This window comes from Klebsiella sp. GW_Kp181 (assembly GCF_040062315.1).
Taxonomy (GTDB): Bacteria; Pseudomonadota; Gammaproteobacteria; order Enterobacterales; family Enterobacteriaceae; genus Klebsiella; species Klebsiella oxytoca.
Map to the genome: position 1 here is coordinate 1 of NZ_JBEAFR010000004.1, position 12,876 is coordinate 12,876.

Below are 12,876 nucleotides of genomic sequence, written 5' to 3' on the forward strand. Positions count from 1 at the left end.
CCATAAAAAACTGCACCTTACTCAGTTGGGTGTCCAACTTTTGGGGTGCAGTCCATTTGCACCCGGCTTTTATTGCTCAACCACCTAACCCATCAGGGTTTGGCGACGAAACCAATCGCTTCGTAAACCGCTTTCAGGGTCACGGAAGCGCGAGCGCTGGCTTTCTCTGCGCCCTCTTTCATGACCTGATTAAGGAAGGCTTCATCACTGCGGAATCGGTGATAGCGCTCCTGCAGTTCGGTCAGCATACCGGAAACGGCTTCTGCCACCTCACCCTTCAGATGACCATACATTTTGCCTTCAAAATGCTGCTCCAGCTCTGGAATGCTCTGACCGGTAACCGCAGAGAGAATATCCAGCAGGTTGGAAACGCCCGCTTTGTTCTGGATGTCGTAGCGAACAACCGGCGGCTCGTCGGAGTCGGTGACCGCGCGTTTGATCTTCTTCACTACCGATTTCGGGTCTTCCAGCAGACCGATAACGTTGTTGCGGTTATCATCTGACTTGGACATCTTTTTGGTCGGCTCCAGCAGCGACATCACGCGCGCGCCGGATTTGGGAATAAACGGTTCCGGAACTTTAAACACGTCGCCATAGATAGCGTTGAAACGCTGGGCGACATCGCGGCTCAGTTCCAGGTGCTGCTTCTGGTCTTCGCCAACCGGGACCTGGTTAGTCTGATACAGCAGAATGTCGGCAGCCATCAATACCGGATAGTCAAACAGACCGGCGTTAATGTTTTCCGCATAGCGCGATGACTTGTCTTTAAACTGGGTCATACGGCTCAGTTCGCCGAAATAGGTGTAGCAGTTCAGCGCCCAGCCCAGCTGCGCATGCTCAGGCACGTGGGACTGAACAAAAATGGTGCTTTTTTTCGGGTCGATACCGCACGCCAGATACAGCGCAAGCGTATCCAGCGTCGCCTTACGCAGCTGCTGCGGATCCTGACGGACGGTAATCGCGTGCTGGTCAACGATGCAGTAAATGCAGTGGTAATCGTCCTGCATGTTTACCCACTGACGCAGCGCACCCATATAGTTGCCAATGGTCAATTCACCTGAGGGCTGTGCGCCACTAAAAACGATGGGCTTGGTCATTTTTTATTCCTGATTTTCACTGTACGGTAGCCCGAAAGCGGGCAAGAGTTCATTAAATTGGTCAAAGATATAATCCGGCTCACTCAACGAAATCGGCTCGCCGTAGTTGTAGCCGTAGGTCAATCCGATAGAGCAGCAGCCGGCGGCCTTCGCGGCCTGAATATCATTGCGCGAGTCGCCAACGAACAGCAGCTCTGCGGGCGCCAGCCCCAGTTTCTCCGCGACCATCAGCAGCGGTTCCGGGTGCGGTTTTTTGTTTTTTACGTCATCGCCGCCGATAACAACGGTAAAATATTTGGCGATATCCAGCGACGACAGAATTGGCGCGACAAACGGCGTTGGCTTATTGGTCACCAGCGCCAGCGGCAGGCCTTTTGCGTGCAGCGCGCCCAGCGTATCGGCAACGGCAGGAAACAAAAAGCTCCCCTCTTCCGCCACTTCGCCATAGTAGCGATCGAACAACTTGCGCAAAATGGCCTGTTGCTCAGCCTGCGGGATATCATCATGATCGACGGAAGGTTTGCCCTGCGCCGCTCTGAGCGTCGCGCGCTCCTGACGAGCCCAGGTCAGGGCCCGCTGGATGAGTACGTCAGCGCCGTTACCAATCCAGGTCACGACTCGCTCTTCGCCCGCCATCGGGAGTTCCAGCGCATACAGGGCGTTATCAACGGCAGCGGTCAATCCCGGCGCGCTGTCCACCAGCGTTCCGTCGAGATCAAACGCCACACCGCGAATGTTGTGTAACTTATCCATGGCTAACCTTTGCTAATTCACTACGCATTTGTTCAACGACTTTTTTGTAGTCCGGCTGATCGAAAATAGCCGAGCCGGCAACAAACATATCCGCACCGGCAGCAGCAATCTCAGCGATGTTGCTCACTTTTACACCGCCATCCACTTCCAGACGGATGTCGTAGCCGGATTCATCAATGCGACGACGAACTTCACGCAGTTTATCCAGGGTATGCGGAATAAAGGACTGACCACCAAAGCCAGGGTTGACGGACATCAACAGAATGACATCCAGCTTATCCATCACGTAATCGAGGTAGCTCAGGGAGGTCGCCGGGTTAAATACCAGGCCGGCTTTACAGCCGTGCTCTTTGATAAGCTGCAGCGTACGGTCAACGTGTTCGGAAGCTTCCGGATGGAAAGTAATGATGCTGGCGCCCGCGGCGGCAAAATCAGGGATGATGCGGTCAACCGGCTTGACCATCAAATGCACATCAATCGGCGCGGTGATACCGTAATTTCGCAGTGATTTCAGCACCATCGGACCAATAGTCAGATTCGGCACGTAGTGGTTGTCCATCACGTCAAAGTGCACAACATCCGCACCCGCAGCCAACGCATTGGCGGTATCCTCGCCCAGACGGGCAAAATCAGCCGACAGAATCGAAGGGGCAATCAAATACTGCTTCATCCGCATCTCCTTGAAATTTATTTGGTCTTGGGCGGACGGTACAGAGCCAGAAGCTCGTCCACCTTCTTACGTGTACCACCGTTACTGCTGATGCTGCGTCGAACCTTCACAATATGCGTCTCAGCGGCGTTTTTATACCACTCCTGAGTGAGCGGCGTGCGATGGTTGGAAATCAGCACTGGAATACGCTTTTTCATCAGCGATTCCGCTTTTTTAGCCAGCAGCTCCTGCTGCTCCTGGCTAAAGCTATTCGTATGATAGGCCGTGAAGTTAGCCGTTGACGACAGCGGCGCATAGGGCGGATCGCAGTAAACAACGGAACGGTGATCTGCCCGCTTCATGCACTCTTCATAAGATTCACAATGAAACTCGGCATGCTGCGCCTTCTCCGCGAAATGATACAGTTCAGCTTCGGGAAAATAGGGCTTTTTATAACGGCCAAAGGGTACGTTGAACTCCCCGCGCAGGTTGTAGCGACACAGACCATTGTAGCCATGACGGTTCAGATACAGGAACAGCACCGCGCGGCGCAGCGGCTCTTGGCTCTGGTTAAACTCGTCGCGAAACAGATAATACTGTTCAGCAACGTTGTTCTCAGGCGTAAACATCTCTCGCGCCGCCGCAACGTACTCATCGGTTTGCAGTTTGACGATGTTATACAGATCGATCAAATCACTATTGATATCAGCGAGGATATAACGAGAAAAGTCGGTATTAAGAAATACCGACCCGGCGCCCACGAAAGGCTCAATCAAGCAGTCGCCCTGCGGCAAGTGCTTTTTAATATCATCAAGCAGGGGGTATTTGCCCCCTGCCCATTTCAGAAAAGCGCGATTCTTTTTCATGCTGCCTAACTAATTACACATTCTCCGGCTGTGGAGAAAGCTCCGACAGCATCCAGCGCTTCAGACTACACTGCGGCATTATTTCAGGTCAGACTGAACCTGATGCAGCGGTTTTGCCCACGGATTTTTCGCCTGTACATCTGCTGGCAGCGTAGCAACGGCACGTTTCGCTTCATCTTTTGAAGCGTAAATACCGCTCACCAGCACATACCAGGGCTGACCGTTACGCGTAGTCTCGTAGACAACATATTTCTCCAGCTTCTCTTTCTTCGCCCAACTGTTAAGGTTGTTGTAGTTAGAAGAGCTGCTGAGCTGCAGCGTATAGTGGCCGGACGGCGCAGACTTCATCGAACCAACATCGCCAGCGCTTTTACCCGTAGTCGCCGCTGTTGCTGCCGGAGCGGCAGCTGCAGTCGCAGCCGGAGCAGTAGATGCTGTCGCGGTGGTCGCCGCAGGAGCGGTAGTCGCAGCCGGTTTAGCCTGTGCAGTAGCGGTAGGCTTAGTGGTCGGCTGAGTTTTTGCCGGGGCCGTAGCTGCGACGCTTTCTGTACGCTTAGGCTGAACCGGAACCTGCTTCGGCTGCGTCGGCGCTTTCGCCGTGGCCTGCGGTTTTGGTTCGATAACCGTATGCTTACGCTCAGCCGGACGCGGCGCTGCCGCCGTCTGACGCTCGGTAGTGGCCTGACGCGGGGCGGCGCCATTGCGCAGCGGCGCAACGGTAGCAGGTTCTGTAGGCAGAGTAGAGTTGGCTACCGCGCTATCAATTTGCCCCTGCTGCTGGGTCAGCGCGTTATTCAGGTCACCCTGAACCTCAACGCGCTGCTGCCCTTGTGGTTCAGCCGTCGCCTGCCCTTGAGTCGGGTTAGACGCGATGGGCGGCAGAGAGACATCCTGCGATTGCGCGTTGTTTGCCGCAGAGGAGTCCTGGGCCGCTGGCTGGGTATTATTGTCCTGATCTCCGGACAAGTTGATGCTCTTCTCGCCGGAAGCGGTTTGCTCGTTGGATGAGGATGGTGATTTCAGCGCGGAACCAACGCCAACGATCAGCAGCAGCAGAACGAGGATGCCCACGCCCATCATGATGTACTGACGGGAGGCCGGTTTTGCCGGCGCTTTCTTACGCTTACGCGGACGACGCTCAACCTGACGCTCTTCGTCATCGCCTTCGTCAGACTCTACTTCTTCTTCGTACTCTTCATACTGCTCTTCATCGCGCTCACGGCGTGCTTTGCTGCCGCGCGTCGGGCGACCATCGTCAGCATCATCAAGATCGACATCATCAAAATTGATTTGCGGATCGGCATCACGCTCTGAAGACTGACGAGAACGACCAGTACGACGATCGCTGCGATCGGCTTTCATATCGTCTTCTGGTTTTAATTCATCCATTTAACACCCCACTAAAAGGCTTATGCTCACGACTATTGCATGTCACCCGAAATGATAACGCCGCGCGAACGCGGCCAGACCTTCTTATTGTTGCGCCTGCTGAGTATCAGCAATCGCGCCAAGAACAACATCATGCGGTACTCCGCCGCGTATCTCGCTCTTCCCTATCGCGAGGGGTAGCACCAGCCGCATCTCGCCTGCCAGTACTTTTTTATCACGCATCATGTGGGGCAAATACGCGTCAGCTGTCATCTCCTGCGGCCCGCACACCGGCAGGCCTGCACGTTGCAGCAGATGGATAATTCGCTGCGTATCCTGCGGATTAAACCGCCCCAAACGCTCGGACGCATGCGCCGCCATCACCATACCGGCAGCAACCGCTTCACCATGTAACCAATTACCGTAGCCCATTTCAGCTTCGATAGCATGACCAAAAGTATGGCCAAGATTGAGTAAAGCACGTAACCCGGTTTCGCGCTCGTCGGCAGCGACAACTTCAGCTTTCAGCTCACAACAGCGACGGATACAGTACGCCATCGCTTTTTCATCCAGCGCCATCAGTGCATCAATATTATTTTCCAGCCAGTCGAAAAATTCGCCGTCAAGAATCACGCCGTACTTGATCACTTCAGCCAGACCGGAAGAGAGCTCACGCTTCGGCAGCGTTTTAAGACAGTTGAGATCGACAACAACGGAAACTGGCTGCCAGAAGGCGCCAATCATGTTTTTACCGAGAGGGTGGTTGACGGCCGTTTTGCCGCCCACCGAAGAGTCCACCTGCGACAGCAGAGTGGTAGGAACCTGAATAAAGCGCACGCCACGCTGGTAGCTGGCGGCGGCAAATCCGGTTAAATCACCGATCACCCCACCGCCGAGCGCCACTAGCGTCGTGTCGCGGCCGTGTGGTTTTTGCAATAGCGCGGTAAAAACAGTATCCATCACCGCCAGGCTTTTAAACTGCTCGCCGTCGGGAAGAATCACGCTATCGACTTTTACTCCCGCTTGCTCAAGTACGGAGCGTACGGTATCCAGATAAAGCGGCGCCAGCGTTTCATTGGTGACCAGCATAACCTGATCGCCTGATTTCAGTGGCAGGAAGGAAGCTGGATCGTTAAACAAACCAGCCGCGATGGTAATCGGGTAACTACGTTCCCCGAGGGTTACAGTAAGCCTCTCCATAACGCGACGTCCACCTCAGTTGCTTTTACTCTGACGCACTTTATTAAGCCAGAATCAATTGCTTTCCAGCATATGAATAATCTGGTTTGCTACCACTTTCGCGCTTTGATCGTCAGTGCGGATAGTGACATCAGCAATCTCTTCGTACAGTGGATTGCGCTCATCTGCCAACGCTTCCAGAACTTCGCGAGGCGGCGCATCAACTTGTAACAAAGGACGCTTTTTATCGCGCTGCGTACGGGCAAGCTGCTTTTCGATAGTTGTTTCCAGGTACACCACCACGCCGCGGGCGGAGAGACGGTTACGCGTTTCACGGGATTTTACAGAGCCACCGCCGGTTGCCAGCACGATTCCCTGTTTTTCCGTCAACTCATTGATGATTTTTTCTTCACGGTCGCGGAAGCCGTCTTCGCCTTCTACATCAAAGACCCAACCCACATCTGCGCCAGTGCGTTTCTCAATTTCTTGATCGGAATCGTAAAATTCCATGTTGAGCTGTTGGGCTAACTGGCGCCCAATAGTGCTTTTGCCGGCACCCATAGGCCCAACCAGAAAGATATTGCGTTTCTCTGCCATTTTTTCGGTACTACTAAGACTATTCGTTAATGGTAAACCCGCTTCGCAGACACCCAGCGCAGCAGGACATGAACTGAAACCTCATATGCAATAGAGCGAGAGTCAGACTAAAAATTATCTCAATACTCCGGCTGGTTTGGCAACAGAATAAATCACCGGACAAGAAAGGGAGGATTGATGTCGTACCCGACTCTCAAATCGGTACCCCTTGTATGCTAAATCCGTCCTCACGTCAAACACCTGAAACGTGTTTAGCATGAAAAACCCGCTTAATGCACTGCCAGAATACGTGGAGTGATGAAGACAACCAGTTCACGTCGTTCGTTATCCTTGCCGTCGCGGCGAAACAGTTGGCCAAACCAGGGGATGTCGCTAAGGAGAGGAATACCCTCGCGAGAAGTTTTATTTTTTTGCGCAAAGATACCGCCTAAAGCCAGGGTCTCGCCGCTTTTAACCTCTACCTGAGTTTCTATTTCTTGTTTATCAATAGCCAATACTTCGCCATTATCCTGTTTGAGCACCTGGCCCGGCGTATTTTCGCTAATTCTGAGTTTTAAACGTACGCGGTTTTGATGTAACACCGTCGGCGTTACCTCCATCCCCAGCACCGCCTCTTTAAACTCCACAGAGGTTGCGCCGCTTTCGCCGCTGGAGACCTGATAAGGTATCTCGCTTCCTTGCTTAATGCTGGCGGGCTGCATATGCGAAGCCAGCAGTCGAGGGCTGGCGATGATGTCTACCTGCTGCTTCCGCTCAAGCGCGGAGAGCTCCAGCTCCAGAAGCCGCCCGCTGAGGCGGCCGATGTTAAACCCGGCCCTTGTACTGGCATCCCCTACCGCCAGGTTGCTGCTCAAGGTGGTTAATTTACCCGAGCCTGGCGGGCTACTCGCTTCTGCCAGGCTCCATTTAACGCCCAGTTCCCGCAGGCTGGTTTCGCTCATTGAAACGATATGCGCCGCCAGCTCGACCTGACCTACGGGTACATCCATCTCCTGGGCCCATGCTTTTAATGCCGGAAGGTGCCGGACATCATCTCGAATCAACAGACGGTTGGTTCGCTTATCGACCGTCAGATGTCCGCGAGCGCTCAGCAATTTTTCGCCGGCTTTAGCCAGATCCTCCGCATCAGCATAGCGAAGGGTCACGCTATGCCCCTGCAAAGGGAGATTCTGCAGACGCTTTGCTCTTTCCGCCTCAAGGTTCATCTGCTGCGCCTTTTGCCACGCCTGGGTGTGTACGTAGAGAACCGAACCTTGCTGGGTAAGGGTCAAACCGGCGCTGTCGATCACCGATCGCAACGCCTGCAGCCAGGGAACCTCATTCAGATGAAGAGATACCGAGCCGCTGACGTCAGGAGCGATCACGAGATTTTTTTGCTTTAGCTCCGCCAACGACTGGAGTACCTGAGCCACCGGGGCATCATCGATGACCAGCGACACGGGAAGATCCTTTTTTGCCGCGTCGCCCATCAGCGGCAGGAGCAGAAACAGCAGGCTTATCCATCGCATCATTCTTTATTCCCTTTCGCAGCCAGACCCACTGTGCAGGTTCACACCCGGGGCCGGTTAATATGGTTATTTTCTCTGCCGTCAGCAGCGTCACCCGCCAGCCCGCGGGCAAAATCGTCTCCGCCCTCACCCGACGCCACTTCCCGGCGCTATCCTGCAAGATGCCAATAAGCGCCAGCGGGTCGCCGACAGCTCCGCCATAGCGCCACTGGCTAAGCTGCGCCGTCCGGCAGCGATCCACCGGGGGGCGGAACGGATCGCGTTCCACCGCCAGCAGCGGAAGTGGGAACAGCAGCCAGTACCACCATTTAAGGCGCATCTTCCGCCCCCAGATGCAGAGTCAACCGTAGAGCCTGTTTTTCCGGCTGCACAGAGAAAGCCGTAGCCCGCATCCCGCAGCGGGCAAGCCAGGAAAAGAGCGCAGGCACCGCTTGCCAGTCAGCCTCCAGCTGCATCTCGCCCCCGCCGCCCATCGGCCGCCAGGCGATAAGCGCCGCCCCAGCCACCGGGAGCTCAATGGGAGAAAATGGCTGGGTCGCTGCGTCATCTATTCCGGCGGCACGTAGCGCGCTCACCAGCGGCAGCAATTTTCGCCACTGCATCTGTATGCGCGGCGAGAGCTCCACTGGCGTTTCTGTCTGGGAAGGCAGCATGAGCCAGCGCCCGATTGCGGCAATCAGAACCAGCAGGAGAAGTATCGCTAACAGACTTTTACGCTCCGCCAGCAAGCGTTCAATGCTCCCCCGCATGTTCGTCCTCTCCAACCATGGAAAAGTGAAATAGCCAGCGCCCTTCGCTATCGCGGTGCGTTTCCCCTGCCTTTGCCGGAAGAAAACCGCTAATGTTTGCCAGCGCCTTTTCCAGCGCGGCTAACCCTTTAAGATTCAACGTTAGCCCGCTTAGCGACAGAGCGTTCTGGCGGTATTCCAGATGGGTTAACCAGGCATCTTCCGGCATACGCGCCGCTATCTCCTGCAGCCTTGGCTGCCACGCGGCGGTTTTTTCGCGCCGCAGGCGGCGCAGGCGCTGTTGATCCCTGTGCTGTAGCTGCTGACGCATGGTGCGCTCACGCTGCTGTAATGCGCTGTAAAGCTGGTTATCAGCGTTTAGCTTAACGGTTGCCAGCCAGTGAGCGGCCCGTTTGTTGAGCCGTGGGGCAAGCAGCGCCGCAAGCAGGATAAGCAGTAAACCGACGCTCACCAGGCCGCCTATGCGCAGGCGCTGTTTTCGCCGCGTTTCGCGCCAGGGAAGAAAGTTGACGATGTGGCTCATAGCTGGCGCGCTCCCAGCGCCAACCCCAGAGCAACGGTATAGCTGTCGCCACAGCTCGGCAGAGGCGGCTGCAGGCGATCGATGACGCTCCAGGCGTCAAAGCTCTGCCCGTCGCACGGCGCTGAAGTGCAGAGACGAAATGCTCCAGCGTTTACCCGGGAAACCATGTGGGGAAAAGAGGGAGCTTCGCTGCACAAACAATATCCCCAGTTCTCGGCGGTTGCCCAAAGCCAGCTCGCTTCGTCGCGCCACGCCAGCCCCTGCGTTTCAACCGGCAGCCAGGGGATAAAAGCGCTAAGCGCGCTGGCATCCGGGACAATCCCCACCACTCTTAACCTGAGGCGGGTTGCCAGCCGGCATAGCGCGTTGACGTCTAAGCGCTGCGCAGCGGTAACCCGCCAGCCATCGACCGCAGCAGATTGGGCATAATCGACGCACAGCGAAGAGGCGGGCATTTCCAGCTGCTGCGCCATGGCGCTGGTTATCCATGTCGCCTGCTCGCTTTCTCTTAATGAAATCTGCGGACGCGGGAGCTGCTTCTGCAGCGTTCGCGCCGCCGGGAAGGCAATGCAGACTTGATGCTGCAAAGGCAGCTCCCGCCGCCAGCTTTGCAACTGGTGGGCCAGCGACTCAACGTCCACTACCATCCCCTGACGCACGGTGCCGGGCATTAATGGGATATTCCACCAGCGGCGCAGCGCCCAGCGTGAGCGCTCATGCAACAACGCGACAATAGCAATATGGTCCTGCTGAATATGCATTCCTATGCGCCAGTTTCTAAAAGCCATGCCTACGATCTCCTTATCAGCCGATATGCTTCGCTATATCAATGCTCCAGGCTTGCCTTTATACTACTGCGCGTTTGTTTATAAACTGCCCAATGAAAACTAAATGAGAAATCTCCGGTGAAGTTCGTAAAGTATCTTTTTATCCTTGCAGTCTGTTGCGTACTGCTGGGAGCAGGCTCGATTTTTGGTCTCTATAAATATATAGAGCCGCAGCTCCCCGACGTCGCAACGCTGAAGGATGTGCGCCTGCAAATCCCGATGCAGGTCTATAGCGCTGATGGCGAGCTGATCGCGCAATATGGCGAAAAACGCCGTATTCCCGTCACGCTGCAGCAAATGCCGCCTGAGCTGATTAAAGCGTTTATCGCCACCGAAGATAGCCGTTTTTATGAGCATCATGGCGTTGACCCTGTCGGGATTTTCCGCGCCGCCAGCGTCGCGATGTTCTCCGGTCACGCCTCGCAGGGCGCCAGTACGATTACCCAACAGCTGGCGCGTAACTTCTTCCTGAGCCCCGAAAAAACGTTGATGCGTAAGGTGAAAGAGGCCTTCCTCGCGATCCGCATCGAGCAGTTACTCAATAAAGATGAAATTCTTGAGCTGTACCTGAACAAAATCTATCTTGGCTATCGCGCCTACGGCGTCGGCGCGGCCGCGCAGGTCTACTTTGGCAAATCCGTCGATCAGCTTACGCTGAGCGAGATGGCGGTGATTGCAGGCCTGCCTAAAGCGCCGTCAACCTTTAACCCGCTCTATTCCATGGATCGTGCAACCGCCCGCCGCAACGTTGTTCTTTCGCGTATGCTGAGCGAAGGCTACATCACGCAGGCGCAGTACGATCAGGCGCGTAGCCAGCCTATTGACGCAAGCTACCATACCCCGGAAATCGCCTTCTCCTCGCCGTATCTCAGCGAAATGGTGCGTCAGGAGATGGTCAGCCGCTACGGCGAGCAGGCTTATGAAGACGGCTATCGTGTCTACACCACCATTACCCGTAAAAATCAGCAGGCAGCCCAGCAGGCGGTGCGGAATAACGTGCTGGATTACGATATGCGCCACGGCTATCGCGGGCCGGAAAAGGTGCTGTGGAAAGTGGGTGAAACGCCGTGGGATAACCAGAAAATCATCGATACCCTGAAAAAAACCCCAGGCTCCGGACCGCTCTCTCCGGCGGTTATCACTTCGGCAAACCCACAGGAAGCCGTCGCGCTACTGAGCAACGGAACCTCGGTGTCGCTGAATATGGAAGGCGTCCGCTGGGCGCGGCGCTTTATCTCCGATACTCAACAGGGCGCCACGCCGCGTAAGGTGAACGATGTCGTGCAGACCGGACAACAGGTCTGGGTTCGCCAGGTAGGCAACAGCTGGTGGCTGGCGCAGGTGCCGGACGTCAACTCGGCGCTGGTATCGATCAACCCGCAAAACGGGGCGATCATTGCGCTGGTCGGCGGTTTCGATTTCAACCAAAGCAAGTTCAACCGCGCCACTCAAGCGCTGCGTCAGGTTGGCTCTAACATTAAACCGTTCCTCTACACCGCGGCGATGGATAAAGGCCTGACCCTGGCGAGCATGCTCAACGACGTGCCGATTTCCCGCTGGGATGCCGGTTCCGGCTCCGACTGGCGGCCAAAAAACTCCCCGCCGCAGTATGCGGGTCCTATCCGCCTGCGCCAGGGTTTGGGTCAATCAAAGAACGTGGTGATGGTCCGCGCGATGCGGGCTATGGGCGTGGATTACGCGGCTGAGTATCTGCAGCGCTTCGGCTTCCCGGCGCAGAACATCGTGCGGACCGAATCACTGGCCCTGGGCTCCGCATCGTTCACGCCGCTGCAGGTTGCGCGCGGCTACTCGGTTATGGCTAACGGCGGTTTCCTGGTTAGCCCTTATTTCATCAGCAAAATCGAGAACGATCAGGGCGGCGTCATTTTTGAAGAGCGGCCAAAAATTGCCTGCCCACAGTGCAATATTCCGGTGATTTACGGCGATACGCCGAAGTCTGATGTGCTGGAAAATAAAGACGTTGAGGACGTAGCGACCTCGCAGGATCCGCAAAATCCCGGCGTTCCTCCGCAGCCGCAGCTGGCGCAGGCAAACCAGTCTCTGGTCGCGCAAAGTGGCGCTCCGGAGTATGCGCCGCACGTGATCAACACGCCGCTGGCGTTCCTGATTAAAAGCGCCCTCAACACCAATATCTTCGGCGAACCCGGCTGGATGGGTACCGGCTGGCGAGCAGGCCGCGACCTGCAGCGTCACGATATCGGCGGCAAAACCGGGACCACCAACAGCTCAAAAGATGCGTGGTTCTCCGGCTATGGCCCTGGCGTGGTGACATCGGTATGGATTGGCTTTGACGACCACCGTCGCGATCTCGGCCGCACCACCGCCTCCGGCGCCATCAAAAATCAGATATCGGGCTACGAAGGTGGCGCCAAAAGCGCTCAGCCGGCCTGGGATGATTTTATGAAAAGGGTGCTGGAAGGCGTACCGGAAGAACCGCTCACGCCGCCGCCGGGCATTATTACGGTCAACATTGACCGCAGCACCGGTCAGTTAGCCAGCGGCGGGAACAGCCGCGCAGAGTACTTTATTGAGGGAACTCAACCTACCCAGCAGGCCGTTCACGAAGTGGGCACCACCATCACCGATGGCGGGGGCGAGACTCACGAACTGTTCTGACAAAAAAAGCGCCTGCGGGCGCTTTTTTCTTTGGCTGATGGTCACCATTTTAGAGACGTTGCCCGCCGCGTCGCCAGGCGGCTGGCGCCTTACCCGCCCAGGCGGTGCGGTACAGGCATTCAC

13 protein-coding genes are annotated in these 12,876 nt (G+C 55.9%); 1 reads left to right on the top strand and 12 read right to left on the bottom strand.

What is annotated here, in order from left to right; translation table 11 throughout:
- Positions 1-92: 92 nt before the first annotated feature.
- The 12 genes from trpS to ABLV11_RS04290 all read right to left on the bottom strand — a co-directional run bounded on the left by trpS (position 93) and on the right by ABLV11_RS04290 (position 10,077).
- Positions 93-1,097, bottom strand: a complete 1,005-nt coding sequence (gene trpS, locus ABLV11_RS04235) for a tryptophan--tRNA ligase (protein ID WP_004115985.1) — start codon at positions 1,095-1,097, stop codon at positions 93-95.
- Between the two features lie 3 nt (positions 1,098-1,100).
- Positions 1,101-1,850, bottom strand: coding sequence for a phosphoglycolate phosphatase (gene gph / locus ABLV11_RS04240; RefSeq protein WP_004106435.1), 750 nt, complete (start codon positions 1,848-1,850; stop codon positions 1,101-1,103).
- Positions 1,843-2,520, bottom strand: coding sequence for a ribulose-phosphate 3-epimerase (gene rpe / locus ABLV11_RS04245; protein WP_004106437.1), 678 nt, complete (start codon positions 2,518-2,520; stop codon positions 1,843-1,845). The genes gph and rpe overlap by 8 nt, the downstream gene beginning before the upstream one ends.
- A gap of 17 nt (positions 2,521-2,537) precedes the next feature.
- Positions 2,538-3,365, bottom strand: a complete 828-nt coding sequence (gene dam / locus ABLV11_RS04250) for an adenine-specific DNA-methyltransferase (RefSeq protein WP_004106438.1) — start codon at positions 3,363-3,365, stop codon at positions 2,538-2,540.
- Positions 3,366-3,443: 78 nt separating this feature from the next.
- The gene (gene damX, locus ABLV11_RS04255; protein ID WP_017145322.1) at positions 3,444-4,754 is read right to left on the bottom strand and encodes a cell division protein DamX; all 1,311 of its coding nucleotides are present in this window, start codon (positions 4,752-4,754) and stop codon (positions 3,444-3,446) included.
- An 84-nt stretch (positions 4,755-4,838) separates the two neighbouring features.
- Complete coding sequence (aroB, locus tag ABLV11_RS04260) at positions 4,839-5,933, bottom strand: 3-dehydroquinate synthase (RefSeq protein WP_004106440.1); 1,095 nt, start codon at positions 5,931-5,933, stop codon at positions 4,839-4,841.
- A 54-nt stretch (positions 5,934-5,987) separates the two neighbouring features.
- Positions 5,988-6,509, bottom strand: coding sequence for a shikimate kinase AroK (gene aroK / locus ABLV11_RS04265; protein WP_004106441.1), 522 nt, complete (start codon positions 6,507-6,509; stop codon positions 5,988-5,990).
- A 269-nt stretch (positions 6,510-6,778) separates the two neighbouring features.
- Complete coding sequence (gene hofQ, locus ABLV11_RS04270; RefSeq protein ID WP_126488126.1) at positions 6,779-8,020, bottom strand: DNA uptake porin HofQ; 1,242 nt, start codon at positions 8,018-8,020, stop codon at positions 6,779-6,781.
- On the bottom strand, positions 7,929-8,336 hold the full coding sequence (locus ABLV11_RS04275) for a HofP DNA utilization family protein (RefSeq protein ID WP_064361336.1): 408 nt from the start codon (positions 8,334-8,336) through the stop codon (positions 7,929-7,931). Before ABLV11_RS04275 ends, hofQ begins: the two co-directional genes overlap by 92 nt.
- A complete protein-coding gene (locus ABLV11_RS04280; protein WP_126488124.1) occupies positions 8,326-8,766 on the bottom strand; it encodes a hypothetical protein in 441 nt (146 codons plus the stop codon). The genes ABLV11_RS04275 and ABLV11_RS04280 overlap by 11 nt, the downstream gene beginning before the upstream one ends.
- Positions 8,750-9,289, bottom strand: a complete 540-nt coding sequence (locus ABLV11_RS04285) for a PilN domain-containing protein (protein ID WP_004106445.1) — start codon at positions 9,287-9,289, stop codon at positions 8,750-8,752. The genes ABLV11_RS04280 and ABLV11_RS04285 overlap by 17 nt, the downstream gene beginning before the upstream one ends.
- Complete coding sequence (locus ABLV11_RS04290) at positions 9,286-10,077, bottom strand: pilus assembly protein (protein ID WP_126488122.1); 792 nt, start codon at positions 10,075-10,077, stop codon at positions 9,286-9,288. The genes ABLV11_RS04285 and ABLV11_RS04290 overlap by 4 nt, the downstream gene beginning before the upstream one ends.
- Positions 10,078-10,194: 117 nt before the next feature.
- Between ABLV11_RS04290 and mrcA the strand changes: the two genes are divergently transcribed.
- Positions 10,195-12,753 carry a peptidoglycan glycosyltransferase/peptidoglycan DD-transpeptidase MrcA gene (gene mrcA, locus ABLV11_RS04295; protein ID WP_064370996.1) on the top strand — a complete coding sequence of 853 codons (2,559 nt, stop codon included), beginning with the start codon at positions 10,195-10,197 and terminating at the stop codon, positions 12,751-12,753.
- Positions 12,754-12,876 lie beyond the last annotated feature (123 nt).

Coding starts and splice junctions, on each gene's coding strand:
- trpS (WP_004115985.1), bottom strand. CDS start 1,097: ATGACCAAGCCCATCGTTTTTAGTGGCGCACAGCCCTCAGGTGAATTG.
- gph (WP_004106435.1), bottom strand. CDS start 1,850: ATGGATAAGTTACACAACATTCGCGGTGTGGCGTTTGATCTCGACGGA.
- rpe (WP_004106437.1), bottom strand. CDS start 2,520: ATGAAGCAGTATTTGATTGCCCCTTCGATTCTGTCGGCTGATTTTGCC.
- dam (WP_004106438.1), bottom strand. CDS start 3,365: ATGAAAAAGAATCGCGCTTTTCTGAAATGGGCAGGGGGCAAATACCCC.
- damX (WP_017145322.1), bottom strand. CDS start 4,754: ATGGATGAATTAAAACCAGAAGACGATATGAAAGCCGATCGCAGCGAT.
- aroB (WP_004106440.1), bottom strand. CDS start 5,933: ATGGAGAGGCTTACTGTAACCCTCGGGGAACGTAGTTACCCGATTACC.
- aroK (WP_004106441.1), bottom strand. CDS start 6,509: ATGGCAGAGAAACGCAATATCTTTCTGGTTGGGCCTATGGGTGCCGGC.
- hofQ (WP_126488126.1), bottom strand. CDS start 8,020: ATGATGCGATGGATAAGCCTGCTGTTTCTGCTCCTGCCGCTGATGGGC.
- ABLV11_RS04275 (WP_064361336.1), bottom strand. CDS start 8,336: ATGCGCCTTAAATGGTGGTACTGGCTGCTGTTCCCACTTCCGCTGCTG.
- ABLV11_RS04280 (WP_126488124.1), bottom strand. CDS start 8,766: ATGCGGGGGAGCATTGAACGCTTGCTGGCGGAGCGTAAAAGTCTGTTA.
- ABLV11_RS04285 (WP_004106445.1), bottom strand. CDS start 9,289: ATGAGCCACATCGTCAACTTTCTTCCCTGGCGCGAAACGCGGCGAAAA.
- ABLV11_RS04290 (WP_126488122.1), bottom strand. CDS start 10,077: ATGGCTTTTAGAAACTGGCGCATAGGAATGCATATTCAGCAGGACCAT.